16 protein-coding genes are annotated in these 22,570 nt (G+C 31.5%); 2 read left to right on the top strand and 14 right to left on the bottom strand.

What is annotated here, in order from left to right:
- Positions 1-233: 233 nt before the first annotated feature.
- From I6U51_RS15800 to I6U51_RS15780, 5 genes are all read right to left on the bottom strand, one after another.
- Positions 234-575: a cupin domain-containing protein gene (locus I6U51_RS15800; RefSeq protein WP_211143553.1), complete on the bottom strand. Its 342-nt coding sequence runs from the start codon at positions 573-575 to the stop codon at positions 234-236.
- A gap of 232 nt (positions 576-807) precedes the next feature.
- Positions 808-1,533 carry a glucosamine-6-phosphate deaminase gene (gene nagB / locus I6U51_RS15795; RefSeq protein WP_211143552.1) on the bottom strand — a complete coding sequence of 242 codons (726 nt, stop codon included), beginning with the start codon at positions 1,531-1,533 and terminating at the stop codon, positions 808-810.
- Between the two features lie 18 nt (positions 1,534-1,551).
- Entirely contained in the window at positions 1,552-2,715 is a 1,164-nt protein-coding gene (gene nagA, locus I6U51_RS15790) for an N-acetylglucosamine-6-phosphate deacetylase (RefSeq protein WP_211143551.1), read from the bottom strand.
- Positions 2,716-2,845: 130 nt separating this feature from the next.
- The gene (murQ, locus tag I6U51_RS15785) at positions 2,846-3,730 is read right to left on the bottom strand and encodes an N-acetylmuramic acid 6-phosphate etherase (RefSeq protein WP_211143550.1); all 885 of its coding nucleotides are present in this window, start codon (positions 3,728-3,730) and stop codon (positions 2,846-2,848) included.
- Between the two features lie 42 nt (positions 3,731-3,772).
- Positions 3,773-4,504 carry a GntR family transcriptional regulator gene (locus I6U51_RS15780; RefSeq protein WP_211143549.1) on the bottom strand — a complete coding sequence of 244 codons (732 nt, stop codon included), beginning with the start codon at positions 4,502-4,504 and terminating at the stop codon, positions 3,773-3,775.
- 266 nt (positions 4,505-4,770) lie between these two features.
- Here I6U51_RS15780 and glcT point away from each other — a divergent pair, with 266 nt between their 5' ends.
- On the top strand, positions 4,771-5,622 hold the full coding sequence (gene glcT / locus I6U51_RS15775; protein ID WP_211143548.1) for a glucose PTS transporter transcription antiterminator GlcT: 852 nt from the start codon (positions 4,771-4,773) through the stop codon (positions 5,620-5,622).
- Positions 5,623-5,719: 97 nt separating this feature from the next.
- Here the strand turns inward: glcT and I6U51_RS15770 are convergent, their stop codons facing one another.
- Positions 5,720-6,199 carry a PTS sugar transporter subunit IIA gene (locus tag I6U51_RS15770; RefSeq protein ID WP_211143547.1) on the bottom strand — a complete coding sequence of 160 codons (480 nt, stop codon included), beginning with the start codon at positions 6,197-6,199 and terminating at the stop codon, positions 5,720-5,722.
- A gap of 379 nt (positions 6,200-6,578) precedes the next feature.
- On the opposite strand from I6U51_RS15770, the gene nagE reads away from it, so the two are divergent.
- Positions 6,579-8,027: an N-acetylglucosamine-specific PTS transporter subunit IIBC gene (nagE, locus tag I6U51_RS15765; protein WP_211143546.1), complete on the top strand. Its 1,449-nt coding sequence runs from the start codon at positions 6,579-6,581 to the stop codon at positions 8,025-8,027.
- Positions 8,028-8,398: 371 nt separating this feature from the next.
- On the opposite strand, the gene addB is transcribed toward nagE, so the two are convergent.
- From addB to I6U51_RS15725, 8 genes are all read right to left on the bottom strand, one after another.
- Positions 8,399-11,848 (bottom strand): helicase-exonuclease AddAB subunit AddB, encoded by a 3,450-nt coding sequence (gene addB / locus I6U51_RS15760; protein ID WP_211143545.1) that lies wholly within the window; start codon positions 11,846-11,848, stop codon positions 8,399-8,401.
- Between the two features lie 124 nt (positions 11,849-11,972).
- Complete coding sequence (locus tag I6U51_RS15755) at positions 11,973-12,845, bottom strand: hypothetical protein (RefSeq protein ID WP_211143544.1); 873 nt, start codon at positions 12,843-12,845, stop codon at positions 11,973-11,975.
- Positions 12,846-12,849: 4 nt separating this feature from the next.
- Positions 12,850-13,407 carry a sigma-70 family RNA polymerase sigma factor gene (locus tag I6U51_RS15750; protein WP_211143543.1) on the bottom strand — a complete coding sequence of 186 codons (558 nt, stop codon included), beginning with the start codon at positions 13,405-13,407 and terminating at the stop codon, positions 12,850-12,852.
- Positions 13,408-13,728: 321 nt separating this feature from the next.
- A complete protein-coding gene (locus I6U51_RS15745) occupies positions 13,729-16,173 on the bottom strand; it encodes a sugar phosphate nucleotidyltransferase (protein ID WP_211143542.1) in 2,445 nt (814 codons plus the stop codon).
- Between the two features lie 35 nt (positions 16,174-16,208).
- Positions 16,209-17,537, bottom strand: a complete 1,329-nt coding sequence (locus I6U51_RS15740) for a glycosyltransferase family 4 protein (protein ID WP_211143541.1) — start codon at positions 17,535-17,537, stop codon at positions 16,209-16,211.
- 22 nt (positions 17,538-17,559) lie between these two features.
- A complete protein-coding gene (glgP, locus tag I6U51_RS15735) occupies positions 17,560-19,167 on the bottom strand; it encodes an alpha-glucan family phosphorylase (protein WP_211143540.1) in 1,608 nt (535 codons plus the stop codon).
- Positions 19,168-19,676: 509 nt separating this feature from the next.
- On the bottom strand, positions 19,677-21,086 hold the full coding sequence (locus I6U51_RS15730; RefSeq protein WP_211143539.1) for a hypothetical protein: 1,410 nt from the start codon (positions 21,084-21,086) through the stop codon (positions 19,677-19,679).
- Positions 21,087-21,177: 91 nt separating this feature from the next.
- Positions 21,178-22,566, bottom strand: coding sequence for a sensor histidine kinase (locus I6U51_RS15725; protein ID WP_211143538.1), 1,389 nt, complete (start codon positions 22,564-22,566; stop codon positions 21,178-21,180).
- Positions 22,567-22,570: the final 4 nt, after the last annotated feature.

The following is a 22,570-nucleotide window of genomic DNA, read 5'->3' as shown; positions in this document are numbered from 1 at the left end:
TTAAGCGATGTTTTGCTAAAGCAAAACAAGCCTGAAAAAAACAAATTAATTTTCAGACGTAAGGAAGAAAACTCACCTTCACTGTCAATTGTCCTCTGTACTCTGTCCTCTAAAAATGTTACCAATAAATTTTAGTGTATAAGTTAACTTTCAGCCTAGTAACTCTATACAAAATGCCTGTGTCTACTACAACTACTTATAGTAAACACAGGCATTTTTAGCAACTAACATTTCTATGCATTAAAAACAACAACTAATAACATTTTAAACTTTTCAGAAGCATATAGTGCATGTGGAATTCCCGCAGGCATTACTATTGTTTCACCTTTTTTAAGATTAAACTTCTCTTCTGCAATTGTTATCTCAGCACTACCATCTAGTAAATAAACCATAGCATCTCCACCTGAAGAATGTGAACTTATTTCTTCGCCCTTATCAAATGCGAATAAAGTAACACTTAAGTTTTTTCCCTGAGATAGAGTTCTGCTAACAACTTGACCTGCTTGATATTCAACGAGTCCTTCCATATCTAAAACCTTAGAAAAATCTATGTTCTTTATAAAATGTTGTGCCATAATACCAACCTCCCAAATTTATTTTCTATAATATAAGTATAATGTAATATTTGGTATTTATCTGTAACATAAGTTACCATCTCAATACTAATTTAAGATTTTATATCAATTATATATTATGCTAACCAACAATTACTAAACTCATTCTTATAAATTTGGTTTTCAATATTACTGACACTCAATTATCACATAAGTAATTTAAAAATATAGAGAAATTAACTAGAAAGTTGACTTATAGCTTACTTGCAGCTTCTTTGTCTACGATTATAGCAACATCTTGATGAAGTTGTAATATTGATGCTGGCACTTCAGGAGATATTTTTCCATTTACTGTTTTAGCTATTGCATCCGCTTTTGATGCTCCATTTGCTAAAAGAACTATTTTTTTAGAATGCATTATTGTTTTTATTCCCATACTGATAGCCTTAGTAGGAACTTCTTCTATACACTTGAAAAATCTTGAGTTGGACTCAATAGTTTTTTCATCTAAATTTACAAGATGTGTTTCTGCCTCGAAGTTGACATCTGGTTCATTGAATCCAATATGTCCGTTTACTCCTATTCCAAGCACTTGTATATCTATTCCTCCCGCTTCTTTTATCCTCTTTTCATAGCTTATGCATTCTTCTTCTATATTTTTTACCATACCATTAGGTATATTTATATTTTCTTTATCAATATTTATGTGTTTAAATAGATTATTTGTCATATAGTAATTATAGCTTTGATTACTATCCTTACCTAATCCGTAGTATTCATCTAAATTAAAAGTTTTAACTTTTGAAAAATCTATCATGTTTTCATTATACATTCTTATTAACTCTTTATACATTCCTAGAGGTGTATCTCCTGTTGCTAAACCAAGTACACTCTCTGGTTTTAAGATTATCTGACTTGCCATCATAGCCGCTGCTTTTTTGCTCATTTCTTCATAATTTTCTACAATAATTATTCTCATACTTAGCACCTTCCTATTTTATATTTTAGTAAAGACTGTCTTGCCTTCAACGATTGTATGACTCACATTATATTCCTCATCAAATATAACTATATCAGCATCTTTTCCTTCTTCTATGCTTCCCTTCCTATCACTAATTCCTATATCTTTTGCAGAATTTAATGATACCATTGATATAGCTTGATAAATATTCAGGTTTGTATTTTCAACCATATTTTTTGCAGCCTTATTTAAAGTTAAAATACTTCCAGCTAAAGTTCCATTCTCTAGTCTTGCAGAGTTATTCTTAACTATAACCTTTTGACCTCCAAGCTCTGAAATTCCATCCTTCATACACCCTGCTCTCATTGAATCAGTTATAAGGATAACCTTATCCGCTCCTTTTATATTAACCACAGTTTGAAAAACACCAGGATGAACATGTATTTTGTCAGCTATAAGCTCACAGTTTATATTACTGTTAAAAACAGCACCAATAACTCCCGGTTTTCTATGATTAAGTGGACTCATAGCATTAAAAAGATGAGTAGCATGACTTACGCCTTTTTCTATAGATTCCATTGCCTCTTCATAAGTAGCATCAGAATGGCCTATAGATAGTACTATGTTTGTATTTTCCTTTATAGATTTTATAAATTGAGAATTATTATCCTTCTCTGGTGCCAAAGTTATAATTTTTATTACATCCTCATAACCCTTTATAAAATTATAATCAGGCTCTATTATATAATCTTCCTTCTGAGCACCTTTATATTTTGGATTTATAAAAGGACCTTCCATATGGGCACCTAAAACCTTTGCTCCTCCTAAGTCCAGCTTCATTCCTTCCTTAATATTATCAAGCGCTTTATATATTTTATCCTTACTCATTGTCATAGTAGTTGGTAGAAATCCTGTAACTCCGTTTTGAGCTATACTTTGGCTTATTACTTTTAAATCTTCAATTTCGCCATCCATAGCATCTCTTCCACCTGAACCATGTATATGCAAATCTATAAATCCCGGAGAAACATATGAGCCTTTGGCATCAATTATATCAATTCCATCATAGCTGCCTTCGTTAACATTCTTTTCAAACTCAATCTTATTAATTAATCCTTTTATTTGAGTATCGAATAGAACTACTTTATCTTCTAATATGCAATTCTCTAGTATAACTCTTCCATTAATAATTGCTCTCACTTTTTTCACCCTTTCTAAGTTTAATTAGGCACATTCAAATAAATAACAATTAAAATATACTATTCACGCTGGCTTATTGTTTATTTGAATGTATCTTTAGCTTAAAAATAATCATTTTTTTATTTAATAATCAAGTGATATTTATATTATTTAAAGCCTCTGCTACTTTGCCATTCGCCGCTTCAAGTGCTTTTATAGCTTCTTCAATACTTATTCCGGATTTAATAACAACTATAGCAACCTTAGCATTAAAATTACATTTTTCTAACACTGACTCAACTGTATTAATATCGGCACCAGTGGCTAAATTAACTATCTCTTTTACTCTTTCCTTTAACTTTTTATTTATTGGCTTTACACTTACCATTAAATTTGAATAAGTTTTACCCATCCTTATCATGGCTGTAGTGCTTAGCATATTTAAAATCATTTTTTGTGCTGTTCCTGCTTTCATTCTTGTAGATCCCATTATAACTTCTGCTCCAACATCTACCGCTATAGTTAAATCGCATATTTCACTTAACTTTCCGTGGGTTCTACATATAATTCCAATGGTTTTACAACCAATTCTTTTACCATATTCCATAGCACTTTTAACATAGGGAGTGTTTCCACTAGCAGTAACTCCAACTAGAACATCCTTATCAGTAATATTTTGCTTTTGAAGATCTTTTACCGCTAGTTCTTCATCATCTTCAGTATGTTCCAGCCACCCACTTATAGCATCCTTCCCTCCAGAGATAATTCCTTGAACCATCTCATCTTCCACACCAAATGTTGGTGGACATTCTGAAGCATCTATAACCCCTAACTTTCCACTTGTTCCACTACCTATATAAAATAATCTTCCACCCTTTTGAAAACAACTTACTATTATATCTACAGCACCAGCTATATTATCTATCTGCTCTTCTACAGCAGTCGCTACTTTTTTATCTTCTTCATTTATCTTTCTAAGTATTTCTAGAGCACTTAGATTATCTATATCTTTTGTATTTGGGTTTCTTCCACTCACTTTTATTCCTCTCCTCCTAAATCACAGATTTTGGATGTCTGCTTAAGTAAGTATTATTTCATACTTATACTTGTCACTCCTGTAGATAGCTTTTGTATATTCTATTGGAATACCATCTTCCATATAAGTAGTTCTTCTGAACATAAGAGCCAAAGCATCTTCTTCCAGTCCTAACAAACCACTTTCATATTCATTTAGTGCTATAGGCTCAATTGTTTGCTTAGCTTTCTTTAGATCATACTTATATTTTTCCTTAAACACCTTGTACAAGGACTTTCCTTCTATAGTATCCCTTGTCATGTCTGAGAAAAGATTGCGAGGTAGCCATACAGTTTCAAGAGCTATAGGCTCATTTTCTCGTATTCTCAATCTATTTATTTCAATAACTTTATCTTCATTTTCAGGCATATTGAGTATGGTTTTATTTTTTTTAGTTGCATCTTTTATCTCGAAGGATAAAATTTTCGTGCTTGTTTTTAACCCTTTTTCCTCCATCTCTTCTGTAAACCCTTTAAGTTGAGATAACTGGCGCTTTTCCTTTGGTTCTGAAACAAAAGTACCTTTTCCTTGTTCTCTATATAGAATGCCTTCATTTACTAAAGACATAATAGCCTTATTAACAGTCATCCTGCTTACCCCTTGAATTTCACATAACTCTCTTTCAGTAGGAATAACGTCACCTGGTTTTAATTCCTCATTTTCTATCATTTCCTGTATGACTTGTTTTATTTGATAATGCAATGGTAGCGGATTATCTTTCGAAACTATTCTCAAATTCTTTTCCTCCCTTTATTTTTGCTTTGCAAGTAATGAAAAATAATTTATTAGCAAATACTAAAAGAAATTGTTTTCTTTAATTTTAATGATCTATTTGATTAATTAACTCTGTACAAACATATATTATACATGTTATTATATCATTATGTTGATATGTTGTATATACCAATTTTATTTTTATACTTACTAAATTATTGCTTAAGGTAAGCTAAAACAATAATTTATATATTTTATTACTAACGTTACCTTTGGAGGTATATCTTATGAAAAACTCACCACCTTCTGACTATAAAGTTATAAAAATATTTAACAACAATGTTATCTTCGCTTCGCAGGATAAGGATGAAAAAATACTTTTTGGAAAGGGTATTGGCTTTGGAAAACATACTGGGGACATTGTTCCCAGCACAATTGTTGTAGATAAGATCTTTACTATTGAAGATAAATCTAATACAAAAGCATTTAATGAGTTAGTAAATAATATAGATAGTGATCTCATGGGCTTGTGCGAAGAAGTTATTTGTATGATATCTAATGAATTAAATGAAGTGCTTAATGAAAAAATACACGTATCCTTAATAGACCACATTACCTTTACTTTGAAAAGACTTAGAGAAAATGACGAAATTGAGAATCCATTTTTAGTAGAAACAGAAACCCTTTATAAAAACGAATTTGAAGTTGCTCGTAAAGCTGTCAGTATGTTAGAAGACAGATTAAAAATATCCATACCTGATGGTGAAATAGGGTTTATAACTCTTCACATACATTCAGCAAGAAATCAAGGCAAACTGTCTAATACATTAAAATATGCTTTCTTATCTAGCACCATAGTAGAATTTTTAGAGGATGCTTTGAATATCGAAATAGATAGACAGTCTTTAGATTATGCTCGTTTTCTTACACACATTCGTTTTGCCATAGAGAGAATTTTGAATAACACTCCTATAAAAAATGAGTTATTAGATGTAATAAAAAAACGTTATTCTACTTCCTATAAACTTGCTAAGAAGGCAGCAAAAATTATAGAGAATGGACTTGGCCTAGAAGTTATAGAGGATGAGATAGCTTATCTAGCAATTCATATACAGAGATTTAAATCTTCTTTAGCTTAAATTTTTATAAAGTTTCAAATTATAAAGGTGACTTGCACAGAGGGATACAACTTTGTACAAGTCACCTTTAGTCCTTTAAATTATATATTTTTATTCTTTATTTAACTTTATAGCTAATAACAGCTTCTTTTCCAGCTTCGACTTCTATTCCAGTGTTATATTTTATTTCTTTTAACTTATCTGGATTTGCAATCAACACTGGTGTTATTAGAGAATACCCTTTTTCTTTTATAAATTCTCTATCTATCTTTAATATAGGTGTTCCTGCTTTTACCTTAGTTCCTTCTTCAATTAATCTTTCAAAACCTGTTCCATTAAGCTCCACAGTATCAATTCCTACATGCACAAGCAACTCTATTCCATTACCTAACATCATACCAAAGGCATGATTAGTCTTAAATATAAATGACACTACACCATCTACTGGTGATACTATAATATTTCCAGTTGTATCAATTGCTACACCATCTCCAGCCATTTTTTGTGCAAAAACTTGGTCTGGAACCTCAGATAAATCTATAACTTTCCCGGAAACTGGAGCAATTAACTCCAGACTTTTTTTAAAAAAATCAAACATAACTTTACGCCTCCTAGAGATAGTATTTACAAAAAATAAAAGGCATAAGTCTCAAAACTTATGCCTGATTAAACAGTTACACGTTCGATATTTAGTATATATTCTTAATTCAATTTTGTCAACATTTTAAATTTAAACAGTTTTTAAAATAATATATTGACATATATTCTAAACTTAGTATAATTAAATTAAATTAATATTTACAAACGTTTTCTGAGCGTGTAACCATTGTGGGCAAAAGCTGAGAAGGTTAATTCCTTTTCGGCTTTTTTTATTTTTTAATAATTAACTATAAATATCTTAACAAACTCATAACGCTTTTAAGAATGTAAAAATTCTTAAAATAAATAAAAAAAACACTTAGGGGGGAACTTTAATTATGATGAAGTATCTACAAAGATTAGGCAAATCTCTAATGCTTCCAGTAGCTTGTTTACCTGTTGCAAGTATTTTAATGGGAATTGGCTATTGGATTGAACCTAGCATAATGGCTGGTGGCGCTATAACAAATGTAGTACCTTTTTTCTTAGTAAAAGCAGGTGCTGCTCTAATTGATCACATGGGAATTTTATTCGCAATTGGTGTAGCTGTCGGAATGTCAGATGATAACGATGGTACAGCAGGTCTTGCAGGTCTTGTTTCATGGCTTATGATTACAACTCTATTAGCACCAGGAGCTGTGGCAATCTATAAAGGAATTCAAGCATCAGCAGTATCACCTGCATTTGGTAAGATTGAAACACAATTTATAGGAATTTTAGCAGGTTTAATTGGTGCTAGTTGCTATAACAAATTTAAAGGAACTAAGCTGCCAGATGCTTTAGGATTCTTTAGTGGAAAAAGGTCTGTCGCTATTGTAACAGCAGCAGCATCAATTATCGTAGCTCTTATATTATTATTTGTATGGCCTGTTGTTTACGGAGGATTAGTAGCTTTCGGTAAATCAATTGTTTCTACAGGTGCTGTTGGTGCAGGTATTTACGCATTCTTAAATAGATTGTTAATACCAACCGGTCTTCACCATGCACTTAACTCTGTATTCTGGTTTGATGTAGCCGGAATTAATGATCTTGGTAATTTCTGGTCAGGTAAGGGAACACATGGAGTAACTGGTATGTATATGACAGGATTTTTCCCAGTAATGATGTTTGGTTTACCAGCAGCAGCACTAGCTATGTATCATACAGCTAAAGACTCAAAGAAAAAAGCAGTATATGGTTTATTATTAACAGCAGCAATATCTTCTTTCTTCACTGGTGTTACAGAACCATTAGAATTTGCATTTATGTTTTTAGCTCCATCTTTATATCTAATTCATGCTGGTTTAATGGGTGTTTCTGCATTTGTATGTGCATTGTTACCAGTAAGAGCTGGATTTAACTTCAGTGGAGGTTTCGTAGATTGGTTCTTAAGCTTTAAGGTTCCAATGGCTGAAAACCCAATTATGTTGATTCCAATTGGTTTAGTATTCGCTATTATTTATTATGTAGTATTCCGTTTTGTAATTGTAAAATTTAACTTAAAAACGCCTGGTAGAGAAGATGACAACGAAGAGGGCGAACTTAATGTAAAACTTGCAAATAACGATTTTACACAAATTGCATCTACAATCTTAAGAGGTGTTGGCGGAAAAGAAAACGTGGTATCTGTTGATAACTGTGTAACTAGATTACGTTTAGAAATCAAAGATCAGTCAGTAGTTGATGAGAAAGTTATTAAATCTGCAGGTGTCTCAGGTGTAATTAGACCAGGTAAAACAAGTTTACAAGTTATTGTAGGTACAAAGGTACAATTTGTATCGGATGAATTCAAAAAATTATGTAAGTAAAAAATAATTTTATAGGTCCCTTCTGTGCTGATAGGGCTTACGTAGATGAAACAATAAAACCATTAAAAGTATTAATTAAAACTTTTAATGGTTTTATCATTATTTTTAGCACACAAAATACCTTTTTACATATAATAAATATATAGATAATTACACTCTTGCTTTATTCTTTATGAAATTTTCAATTATTTAGATATATTACCCCCACTTAATTTTTACAATTTTTCCCTATCACCTCCAAATTTTAAGTACTACAAGTACTTAAAACCCTATTTAGCCGCCTAACCTGTACTTTGCTAAAAATACAGGTTAGGTTATTTTACATAAGAAATGCCTCAAGAGTAATAAGATACTCTTGAGGCATTTTCTTACTAATTATTTAATTTTTCTTCAATAGCTTGCCAAACCTCTTCATTAGATTTATCTTCTAAAATCCTATACTTATTATCCTTTATTGTTGTATCAAATTGACATATTGCTGGATAAATACAATATTCACAGGAATTTTTATTTTTCTTCTTACATGGGTTTATATCAATATTTCCTTCTAATATATGTTCACATAACTCTGCTATAGTATCCTTTACATACTTCCTTAAAAGCTGAAATTGTTCTAAAGTTGCAACAGAGGATTGGGATTTTGATATCTCCCCATCTTTTTTAATGGTTACAGGAATAATATCAGAGCTTTTTTCTATCTCACTATCCATCTCCTTTATAACTTCAAGATTATCAAGTAAAAGCCCATTCATTTTTAAGCTCTTCATTATTCTTTTTTCTATTTCACTATCGGACAGTTCACCTTTTCCCTTTATTATAGGATCATCAAGCTTGAAATAAAGAATTCCTCCTGGAAGAGCATCTTTGTTTATTCTCTCCTCTAATTCTGTAAGCATTGCATCTAAATATATTAAAAGCTGCATTTGTAGACCATAATAAACATCTGACAGCTTAAACTCTCTGGTTCCAGATTTATAGTCTACTATTCTTAAGTATGTCGCCTTCTCCTCATCTACGCTATCAATTCTGTCTACCCTTCCTATAAGACTAACAGTTTCACCAGAATGAAGTTCCACAGTTATCGGAGGATAATCTCCAGAATTACTAAAGCTCAACTCGTATCCTTTAGGTGTAAATCCACCTCTTTTCATGTGCTCTGTAATAAGCCATACAGACCTAGTTAGTATCCGCTTTAGCCCTTTAGCCACATGACCGTATCTTTTTGAACTGCTGAGTATAGACCCTGGAATTTTAGATATCGTTGAATTTACAATATCATTTATACTATTCTCGCACCACTCTCTATCTATGTCCTTCCAGCTCAAGTTGTGCTCTTTCAACATAACGGAAAAACTTTGTAATATATTATGCATAAAACTTCCTAAGTCTGGAGAACTAAAATTATAAATCTTTCTACTTTTAGCTTTAAGTCCATATTGCATAAAATATGCAAAGGGGCACTCCACGTACTTCTCCAATCGTGATACACTTATACTCATATTTCTTCCATAAAGCTTTCTTACCTTTGATGTATCTAAAATTTCAGCTTTATTTGTATAACTAAAGCCATTTAATACTGAATCGAGCTTCTCACTCCATTCACTATTATTTTTATACCATCTATATACATCTAGCCATAGAGGACTAATATATTCTCCTTGAGAATCTTTTTTTATGTTGCTTACAAGCTCATTAAAAGTAGCATTAGGCCCTGTTATAGCTTTAATATTTTCATTGTCGCCTCTTTCTTCTGCTAAACAACTTTGTTCTAAAATATCTGGGAAAACCTTCTTTATTCTGGATATAATTATAGATGGTCTTTTAGCTTTTCCTTCTTCATCTGACATAGCATAGCTTAATCTTAAATACTTACTTACAATAGTTAATGTAGTATACACTAAGAATTGTTCCTCAAAAGCCCTGCTCCTTGTATCCTTTGCAAGCTCTAGGCCTCCTTCTCTAAGTCCTTCCCTATCAACATCCGTTAGTATACCTTCGCTAGGAACAGCTGCAGGAAAAATACCATCATTAACTCCAACTATGTACAGTGCACTAACATCATGGCTTTTTAATCTAGTAACGCTTCCTACAAGAACTTGATCTAAGGCTGGTGGAATTACACCTATCTCATACTCTCCAAAGCCAGTAGCTAAAATCCTTGAGAACTCATCCATACTTAAGATATTATCGCCTACAACTTCTACTATTTGATCTAATACCTCTACTACAATATCCCATATTTGTGCATATTCATTTGATTTATCTAGTTCTCCTAGTTCTTTAAAAGCACTTATCCAATGCTCTAATTTTTCTGGAACTTGAATTTCACAAAGAAATTGATACAATCCCTCGCACATTTCTATGCCCTTTTTTCTTCCTTTTATATTTTCTGAAAGAATTATTAAAGGTCTTATTACTTTATATCGAATTTCATTTATTTTATTTAGAAGCTCTTTCTCGTCATCTGATATCTCTTCATCTTCAAAATCATAGTTTATTCTATAATCCCATGGATTCTCGTCTATCCACCTCTTACCCCTTATACCATTTGCTAATACATAATTCTCCAATATATCTATTTCTTCATTGCTTAGATCCAGCAGTCCCGTTTTTAAATACCTGAATACACATTCATAAGACCAGTTTCTAGCAAGAATTTCAGCTGCCGAAACTATTAGTACGATTATTGGATTATTTACTATTTCTCTTTTTTTGTCTATAAAATAGGGTATATTATACTCTGAAAAAATTGCTCTAACTAAGTTTTCGTATCCATCTAAGTCTCCACTTACCACTGCTATATCTCTAAACCTGAACCCTTTATCTCTGCATATCCTTATAATATCCCTAGCTGTTTCCTCTATCTCTACATATTTATTCAAGGCTTTAATAATATGCAAATCTGAAACTTCTCCTCTGTGCGCTTTATAGGGATAAGAAAATAGGTAATGCTGAAGATGCTGAAGCTCTTCGCTATCTTTAAATCTATAACACGGGCTACACTTTAAGGCTATAGGCTTATCATATTTTATATTATTTCTTTGTATAATTTCTAAAAGCTTTTGTTCTGTATTCTTAGTTGTTGAAAATATATCTGTATTTTCAACCTTACAATCTCCATTAAGACAATCAGTACACAAGGTCATATTTACTCTTTTTGCCTTACTCATTAACTTTTCAATAACAATATATTGCTGTGGAGTAAAACTTGAAAATTCATCTATCCAAATTTCTGCTCCATCAAATAAATGACACTTGTCGATTTTTTCTGCAAGTATAGTAAGATCATCCTCTGTATCTATGTAATTCCTATGTAATCTTTCTTCAAATTCTGAAAAAATCAAAATTAAGTCTTGAATTTTATTCTTTAAGTTTTCGCTTTCTACTCTATCTAAGGCACTATTTAAAAGCTCAATGGTGATATTATATCTCTTAAACTCAGTAATAATATCACATACAGTTGTAACAAAGCCCTGTTTTTTCGCGGTTTTTCCGAAAACTTTTAACTTATCTTTATTCTCAGACATTATTTTATAAAGGAGCATACTTCTTCCTGAGCTATTAATATGTTGTCTACTTAATCCGCCTACTTCACTACAAACTGTATAGGCCATTCTTTTAAAACTCAATACCTGAGCTTTTAGCATTCCTTCTTCTCCTACAGTTTTTATGAGGTTTTTTTCTGCCTGAAATGAAAATTGCTCTGGTACTAAAAGTACAAGGGGATGAGAACATCCTTCTTCTACTTTTTTCTTTATGTCATTTAAACAGTAATAACTTTTACCGCTGCCTGCTCTTCCAAATATAAATCTTAAACTCATATTATTACCTCACATAAGTTCTACTTTATTAAGTTTATTATAACATTAAAATAATGAATGTTGTGAACTAGAGTATGCTTTTATACTGTTCTAATTCTTCTAACATATTTCTTTTTTCCTTAAGTTATTTTGAGTTCATTATACTCTCAGCTATTTTTGACATTTGCTCAAAACTCAATCCATAATCTGAATCAGTAAGCTGATAATTCACGTCATTTTCTGTCCATTTTAATGCATGTGTGGTTGTGACTTTCTCTTTTGCATTATTGCAAATGCTACCCAAAATACCATCTCCACCATGAAGCTGTATAGTTGCTTTACCATTCTTCATATCTTCAAGAATTTTATCCTTCTGCTGTTGTGTCATTTTATTGTAAGTATTTATGGGAATTATATATTTCTTATACTCTGTCCAATATGCAGTAGTATTTCCAATAACTATGCTCTTAGCATTTTTAAAAATTGGTGAATCAGGCCTTGCCCCAACTTTCCAAATAGATAATCCCACTACTTTGGGACTAAAAACATGTTTTGAATATATTGCACTAGCTTGTTTTTTTTGATATTGCTTTTCTACTGGTTGCGCCCCATCAATATAACCAGAAATACTACTTTTAACTAACTTATATCCTTCTGGAATAAGCTCTGGTATTGTTGCTTCATATCCTAAATCTGTTTTTAATTTATCTTTTGATGGTGCTTTATCATAACTTTTTATTCTTGTATAACCAGTAACGCTCTTATCTATACTTAGGAGCTTTGATGCTCTAATATTAGATGAAACTCCAAAAACTAATCCTGTACTTACAAGTACAATACATGCTATAACAGCATATTTTATTTTGTTTTTTCTTTTTTGTATTTTTTTGTCAAGATTATTTTTAATTCTTTTTGACGTTAAATCATCTAATTCTAAGTTTTCATCAAATTCATCGCTTATTTCAGCATAATTTAATAACTCTAATATAACATCTTCATTATTATTTACATTTCTCATATGATTACCTCCCCATAAGCTCTTCCCATTTATTTTTTATAAATTTTCTACCTCTAGATAACCTATTATCAATTACGGTTCTAGGCAACTTTAAATATTCAGCAATATCATTAATATTTTCATTTAAAATATACCTTTTAATAAATATTTGCCTATCGGTTTTGCTCATATTTTTTATAATACCCACAATTGCATTAACATCATCAATTTGAATGACTTTTTCCTCAATATTGTCACTGGAGATTGCTGTATCCTCTTTAAGTTCAACACCTTCTTGTATTTTTCTTAGCTTTCTTATATAGTCAATAGCCTTATATTTTGATATAGCAACAATCCATTTTTTAAAAGTTGTGATATTATCATTGTATTTGTCAGCATTTTTCCAAAGTGATATAAAAATATCGCTTACGCATTCCTCAATATCTTGCTTAGATGCTGTATCCTTTAATAAATCAAATACCAACTTATATACCAACCCAACATATTTTGAGTACGTATAATCAAACGCCTTGCTATTTCTTCGTTTCAGTTCACTTATATAGTTACTTTCATCTATCTTCATCATATACCTCCTGAAGAGCTCTTCATAAACCTAATACGATTGTTAATACATATTTCTATCATACATAAATAAAAAAGACATCACTGCCTTTTGTTTTAATTGCTCAATATAAAATGTAATTTAAAGTTAAAACGCAATATTATACTAATAAGTCTTAAATATTATATCATGGATTTTCAACATCATTCATTCAAACAAAGCCATTTTTTAAGACCCGTTTCACAAAGGTGAAACGGGTCTTAATAATATAATTAAAGATTTTTCGTAGTATAATGGAAAAAAATCCTCCTTATCTGTCAATTGTCCTCTGTCCTCTAAAATTTACTCTTCTAATGTTATTGTTTCGATTCTTCTTAAAAGGTTATCTGTAAGTTTCTTCAATTCGTCTGAATCCTTCGATTCTGCATAAACTCTGCATAGAGGTTCTTCTGCATCCGGCAGAACTAAAGCCCATGAATCATCAAAGTTTAATTTAACTCCTTCAATTAAGTCTACAGAATTTGAATCGTTCTCTTCAATAAGATTCCTCATTACCTTACCTTTCATATTCCAAGGACACTTTACTTCCTTTTTTGTTATATAATATTTAGGAACTTGGGTGAGTATCTTAGAAAGAGGCAAATTACATACAGCCATAAGATTAATTGCTAGCATACATACACTTATTGAATCGAGTGTCATTAAATAAGCATTAATCATTTCCCTTTTACCTATTCTATTTTCATTCTTTAAGTAAGCATCTAGTATGAATTTTTGCGATGTTTTAGTTCTTATAAACTTGCAACCACACATTTCCGCTATTTGCTCCATGGTGGATGAAGCTGTTACAGGAACCACTAGTGTTCTAATATTAGTAGACTTCAACATAACAAGTGCATTTAATGCATCATATAAATCATCTCTTATTATATTTCCTTTTTCATCAATAATTAAAGCCCCTTCACATTCATCATCAATTCTAATACCTAAGCTAGCATTATTTTCTGCTACTTCTTTTCTTAAGCCTAAAATATCATTGAATTCTTCATAGATCTTAACATTTACTTTAAGTTCTTGGAATATAGCTTTAACTATATTTAAAACCATAGGATTTTTTACGCTTAAAATTACTTTATACTTTTGGCTTCTTATATTATTAACACCAAGCTGATTTACAATTTGTCTTACATAATAATCGATACAATCGCGCATGTGATCAATCTTTTTAAAAGTATCTGTTTTAACTCTTCTAAACTCTTCTCTTATAAAGCTATTTTCTATTTTTCTTTCTAATCCTTTATCTATATCAAGTCCGTTCTTATCCATAAATACTATGTTCACCTTTTGAGGGTCATCAATATCTATTGAAACATGGACACTTCCTTGTACTCCAAAAAATAATGTTGATTGCCTTGTTATGGATCTCGGTAATCTTCCCAAATCTAAAACCTCGATTCCCATAGAAAGAAGTCCCGTAGCTAATGAATATTTAAACATTTGAGCTGCTCCACTATCACAACAGGCAATAGCTACCTTTGAATCTGGCTTTAATTGTGAACCATATGCTGAACCTAACTTTGAAACGAATTCTGGAGTAATATCAACATTAACTTCTCCAGTTATACCTTTTTTGCCAAATAAGGATTTAGAAAATTTCCCTCTCCATATTACATTAGACTTCACCACAGTGCTTGAATCTATAATTTTATTTGGCCATATCTTAACTCCAGGCTTTACAATAGCCCTTTCCCTTATAAGGGTATCATCACCAATTGCTGCCTCTTCGAATACAGAAGCTTTTGACTCAAGTTGAACCTTTTTACACAAAACTGCTCCTCTGACTTCCGTATTATCTCCTATATAGCAGTTATCAAAAAGAACGCTTCTCTTTATTGTAGCTCCATTGGAAATTATGTTGTTTTTCCCCAATATTGTGTATGGTCCTATTTCCGATTTTTCATAAATTTTTGTACCTCTTCCAATATAGACAGGACTAGATATCTTGGCCTCAGTGCTTATTTCGCAATTTTCACCAACCCATATGCCATCCTTATACTTTTCACCTTTTATATTGACATCTACTAGGCTCTTCAATATATCAAAATGACATCTAATGTATTGCTCTATATTTCCGATATCACACCAGTATCCTTCTGCTACATACCCATACATAGGTCTCTTATCATTTAAAAGTATAGGAAATAGATCATTACTAAAATCAAACTTTTGATTTTTCTCGTAATATGAGAATATTTCCGGTTCAAGTATATATATTCCTGTGTTTACCTTGTCACTAAAAACCTCGCTCCAACTTGGCTTTTCTAAAAATCCTGTAACCCGTCCGTCATTGTCTGTTACAACAACTCCAAATTCCAGCGGTACAGGAACTTCTTTCAATACTAAAGTTGCTATAGATTTTTTCTTTTTATGATAAGCAATAGCTGTTGATAAATTTATATCTGTTAATGCATCCCCACTTATAACAATAAAACTATCATCTAAAAAACCTTCTGCATTCTTAACACTACCAGCAGTGCCCAAAGGAGTTTCTTCTATGAAATATCTCATATTAACTCCAAATTCCCTGCCATCTCCAAAATAATTAGTGATCTCATCAGGTAAATATTGTAATGTAACCCCTATATCAGTTATTCCATTCTTTTTTAAAAGTTCTACTGTATACTCCATTACTGGCTTATCCATTATCGGCATCATAGGCTTAGGTATATTACAAGTTAAAGGTCTTAATCTTGTTCCTTCTCCACCTGCCATAATTATAGCTTTCATAAACCTCATCCCCTCTTTTGAAATTTATATATTCTTTATTTGTTGACCCTTTTCTTTTTACCTGATTCTTTCTCTATAAATTCAGGTTCTTTTATATTTAATTCCTCAATACCTAATCCATTTTTCTTATCTCTATTTAGTTTTTCTCTTATTTCTGATTCATCCTTTTCTCTAATTTCCCATTCAGTTCCCTTCGACTCTTCTTTCAGCATTTTATACATATCTATTGTAATTTCAGCAACTTTATCCCATGTATATCTCTCATGTACTGAATTCAAAGCATTTTTCTTTAAAGAATTTGCCAAGTTTTCATCATATAAAATTTCACTAATATTGTCTACTAAACTATCTACACATCCATTTATAGCTTTTAACCCATTGACCTTATGCTCAACTATCTCTCCAAGTCCACCTGTATCAGAAACTATTACTGGACATCCTGCCGCCATTGCCTCAAGAGCAACAATTCCAAAAGGTTCATATAGTGAAGGAAATACAGCAGCATTTGCAACTCTGTACATTTTGTTTCTATCTTGGTCACTCATATAGCCTGTGAATTGCACTTTTGATTCTAATCCCATCTGTCTCACCCTGGATTTTAGTTCTTCTGTCATTGCACCTGTACCAGCTATAATAATCTTTGTATTATTATAATTTTCAACTATTCTATGAGCTGCTTCTACAAGAAGGTGAATTCCTTTTTCAAACACATGTCTTCCAACATAAAATATAATTTTTTCATCATCTCTAGCATACTTTCTTCTAAAATTTAACCAATCGAATTCAAAGTTAAATGTCTCTAAACATACTCCATTAGGTATTACCCAAATTTTATCCCAAGGCACGGAAAAGACATCACTTATTTGCTGTCTCATATAATTACTACATGCAACAACTTTCCATGATTCGTAAGCTAAAAGCCATTCCGTAGAGGATATATATCTTTGCATCTCCGTTCTTATTCCACCATTTCTACCATACTCTGTTGCATGAATAGTAGCTACAGTAGGTATTTTAAAAGAACACTTTAGCGTTTTAGCACTAAATGCTGAGAGCCAATCATGGGCATGTATCAGATCAAACTTTCCTTCTGTTGTTATAATTCTTATCGCTTCTTCTACCATAGAAAAGTTGAGTTGCATAACCCATTTTGCAAAATCATTAGTGTCTATTTTATATGGTGATACCCTGTGTACAAAAACTCCATTATCATTTTCCTCACTAGGAGCTGTACCTTCTTCACAGGTTATCACATGTATTTCGTGACCCATCTTATTTAATGACTGTGACAAATAAAAAACATGATTTGATAACCCCCCTATATTTTTGGGTGGGTACTCCCATGAAAGCATCAATATTTTCATTTTATTTCTCTCCCCCTAATATTTATCTATATAGTCTATCATAATACTCCTTTATCATTCTATCTGCTGAATATCTATCTACCATTCCATTTATGCTGGCACTCATCATCTCTTGCCATTTTTTAGGGTCATTATAGTAAGTTTTAACTACTTTATTTATGAGAACGTCATATAAACTATCCGCATCATGTTTATCCTGAATATTTGCATCTTCCGAAACAAATCCTCCACCTATCTGCCACCCCGTTACTTCATCCCAACAAGCTTCAGGCCACCACCCGTCTAAAGTACTTAAATTTAATACTCCATTAATAGCTGCCTTCATACCAGAAGTACCACAAGCTTCTTTAGTTACCCTTGGATTATTCAACCACACATCTACACCTTTTGTAAGGAGCATAGCTTTCTCCATATTATAGTTATCTAAAAATACAACAGATTCAGAGTATTGCTTCTGTATACTTAGAATATGCTTAATTATTTCTTTGCCACTAAAGTCTAGTGGGTGAGCTTTAGTAGATATTATTATTTGAACATCTCTATTTTTGAGAAGTGTACCTATCTTGCTTTCATCTGTAAATATAAGATCCCCTCTCTTATAAGGCGCTGCTCTTCTCGCAAAGCCAATTAAAAGCTTATCTTCATTCAATTTAATATCTGTTTCCTGGTAAATGAAATCTATAAGCTTTTGCTTATTCCTTCTATGATAGCCACTTATATCTTCTTTTCTTTGGCACGCGCCAATTAAGTCCATATCTCCCCAAGTGGGAACATGTACTCCATTTGTTATACTTATTATTTCACTTCTTTTATCAATAGATTTCCACATATCATTAGCGATTCTACCATGTAGTGCAGATACCGCATTAGATTTTCTCGATAGTCTAAGACCTGCTGCTGTCATATTAAAAGGCTCCCCACCTATTTCTTTAACCAGATATCTATCTAAACCATTAAAAGCCCCCATATACTCTAAAATATCTAGTCCATGAAATTCGTTACCTTCGAAAACTGGTGTATGAGTTGTAAACACGATTTGCTTTCTGGACTCATTCCATGCATCATAAGGGTTATATCCTCTATCTTTCTTTTCTTTTATAAGTTCAAAGCCAGCAAATACTGCATGACCTTCATTAAAATGATATACATCAATATTTTTATTTAAAGCTCTAAGTGCCCTTATTCCTCCAATACCAAGAACCATCTCTTGAGCTATTCTTTCCTCCTCAAACCATCCATATAATTGACCAGTAATCCATCTATCATTGTTTTCTGGGAGGTCAGTGTCTAGCAAATATAATTCTGAGTTCCCAAAGCACTCTACTTTCCATACCTTACAAAAGACATCTCTACCTCTAATTTTCACGTTAACTTTAACGCCAGTATCCTTTAAAAACTCATATTCATTATTGTAAAAAGAATCGACTATTCTACCTTGGCTATCTACATGCTGTTCTACATATCCTTGTTTCCACTTTATACCTACTCCAATGACAGGAAGCTTATTATCTTTAGCTGACTTCAAAAAATCACCGGCTAATATTCCAAGTCCTCCAGCATAAATTTTAAAATTTGAATTTAGCCCAAACTCCATACTAAAATATGCAACATTAGGATTACCATTCTGCATCTCTCAAACATCCCCTTCTATTTCCACAACTCATTATTTTTTCCAATTAATTCTAGCTATATAAACTATTATAAATATTTTTTTTATAAAATCAACCTTTTTATGGATAATTTTAATCAAAATTTCTATTTAAACAAAAATATGCTTCATTTTGTTTAATTTACTTCATTTTTCTTTAAATTACTTTTATTTTTATTGATTTATATTTACAAAACATGACCTTTTTCCGTACTATTTATTGCTCTATAATGGCACAAAATGATGAATTTTATCCTGTAAACGTTGCGTAAAATAAGTGCTTGCTAATACTTATTTATATAAAGCCTTCAATTATCGGAATATTAAATTATAATCTTTTTTATAGGTAATTATAAAGAAGACAGCCAGAAAGCTAACTTTGGGTTAAGTAACCTTATATCAATTGAGTTAAACTTATATATAAAAAATAGACTGGATACGAAAACATATTCATATCCAGTCTAGCTTATATTATTTTAAATATACATTCACTACTTTTCAGATAACTGCTTTGTAGGGGGTTGCGAACTAGCACTAAGGGATGATACTTTACTCACTACTTTTCCCCATTCTTCTACATACTCTCCAGTTGCCCACTGTCCCATAACCACACTTTCATTATCTTTTAGTTTTATATCTGCCTTAATCTTACCTATATCCTTGTTATTTATAGAGAATACTTTTATATTTGTATTTGTAACTACAACTAAAATGTCTCTATTAGGAGAAGCATATGCATCTACTGCATCTGGCACTACCTTTTTTATCGAGTTAAAGGGTATATATAAATCATCGTATGTTGTTAAGATACTTGGTGTGGCATAAGCAATATCAAAGTCTCCACTTTCTGTTCTTCCTCTTAAAATCCATCTTCCACTACGCCTGATAACAGCCCAATTTTTCTCCATATAGTTCATATCTGTTTGATCAAGATTCCTTTTATTTAATCTTTTTAAAAATAATTCTGCACTCTTTTTTAGTGCTTCCTCTGCATCACTTCCAAAGGCTTTTGAAAATGCTATATTGTCTCCATTTAAGTTATCTATAGCAACAACTTCTAATCCTAAATCTTTGTTATCTAAAGATATGTACTCATTTCCTACAAAAGTAATCTCGCTATTAACTAATGTTCTGCTTTTGTATTTAGAATTACTACTATTTAAGGATTTTCCCCAAAGAACATTTTTGTCCATACCTATTTCCCAAAACCCACTCTTTCTTGGCACTAAAAGATTTTTGACTTCCTTTATTTCGTCTAAGTTTTTGTATTTTGAACTTATCCATAGTGTTTTATAACTATATCCATTCTCTTCTTTGTGCTTTATACCAAGAAGAAGTCCACTCTTAGAAACTATATCTTTTTGAAATTTAGTCATAAGTACTTTGCTGCTTTTGGGCTCATGCTCACCTGGAAACTTGCTAACTCCAGTTCCCTGTCTAGTAAAAAACAAAAGCATACCATTACTATTTTTTATTATTTGATTATCATTTGTCTGTACATACTCGTCAAAGAAAGTATTGCCAGAAGATATTGTAACTACCTTAACCTTTTGCTCTGATATACCAAGATCAGCAGGTTTTACCTTAAAATTATCCCAAAAATAACTTTTTGTATCTGTTATCTTAATTTTAAAATTAGGGTTCTTGCATGATTCATTATTAAAATATACCTCTTCCCCGCTGAAGATAGCTTCTTTATTCCAGAATTCTTTAGTATTACTCTCCGATGCTGCTGAACTATCTGTCAAAACACACCTAGTAACAACCCATCGCCCTTCTATAGGAAAACTTTTTATCGCCACTGGCAGCACCTGTGTGCTAAAAGACATATTAATATATTTATGAAATATAAATATAAAAGCAACTAACAAACTAACTGTTATTATAACAATTTTTTTCAAGGAAAATCACCTTTTCTTTTTATAGTTTAGTCATCTTCAAAAATAACTAGCCTTACCTAAATTAAAACATTATATATGATTAAAATTGATCTTATTTCTCTTCTATTGGCAATGTTATCTGTACTATAGTTCCTTTCCCCTCTTCGCTATTAATTGCAATTTGTCCATTATGCATACTAACTATTTCGCTGCAAATTGACAGTCCAATTCCATTTCCTGCTTTGCTGTTCTTTCCTTTAAAAAACTTTTCAGTTACCTTAGGTAAATCTTCTCGCCTTATTCCAACTCCTGAATCTTTTACAGTTATAAACAACGCATAGTTACTCTTTCTTAAGTTAAGACTTATGCATCCACCTTCAGGGGTAAAATTGAAAGCATTATCAAGTATGTTTATAAGAACTTGCTTTATTCTATTCTCATCTATTAACATTAATGGTAACTCCTCTGAATGAATATCAAAAGTAATCTTTTGCCTTTGAGCCCTAGGCATCATCTGTTTCTGTATATGTGATATAGTGTTTTTCATGTCGACAAAATCTTTCTGCATCACAATCTTACCTGATACAAATTTTGAGAAGTCTAAAAGCTCTTCAACTAATTTAGATAACCTATCACTTTCTTTTTCTATTATTTCCAATCCATCCATTATTTCTTGCTTATCCTCTAAAGTTCCAGTACGAATAGTTGATGCCCAACCTTTTATGGATGTAAGAGGCGTTCTAAGTTCATGAGATATAGATGCTACAAATTCATTTTTTAGCTTATCATTTTTTACTATTTCATCAGCCATAAAGTTTAATGTATCCGACAGTTGCCCAATCTCATCGTTTCTTTTGTTAACTATTCTTTCATTAAATCTTCCTGATGCAATCTTTCTCGCCATATCTGTTAACCCATCTAAAGGCTTTACAATAGTATTAGATAAAAATATACCTACAACACTACTAATTATAATGACTGTTATGCCTATCAAAATTAAAATTAGTGTTATCTTTGTTATTACTTTATCTACTTCAGAAAGAGAAGTAACAAACCTGAGTACTCCTTCAATTTTATCTGATGACTTTAATGGATAAGATACACACATAATTTTTTCCTTTGTATTTACATCTTTCCCGGTATATGTACCCATTTCTCCCCTTAATGCATCTTCTATATCATTTCCCGGCACCTTTCCCGGAATAAAATTTCCTATAGAATCCATAAGCATTTCTCCGGAAGTATCAATAATCTGCACTTCAGCTGAGGTGTTTTTCCAAAATATATCTGTATTATCTTGTATATTCTTTTTCAAATTTGAAGATGATAGGTAGCTATTGTAAAAGTCTACAGAAACTTTAATTTGGTTTGATAACATATTTTCTATATTTTTATAGTAATACCCTCTTATTGCTACCACAAGAAAGATATCAAGTATAGCAACAGTTATAGCAACTATAAATATATAGCTCCCTATTAATCTACCCTTTATTCCTTTCAATATA

This window comes from Clostridium aciditolerans, assembly GCF_016316925.1.
Taxonomy (GTDB): domain Bacteria; phylum Bacillota; class Clostridia; order Clostridiales; family Clostridiaceae; genus Clostridium_AM; species Clostridium_AM aciditolerans.
This window is presented reverse-complemented; position numbering and strand designations above follow the sequence as displayed.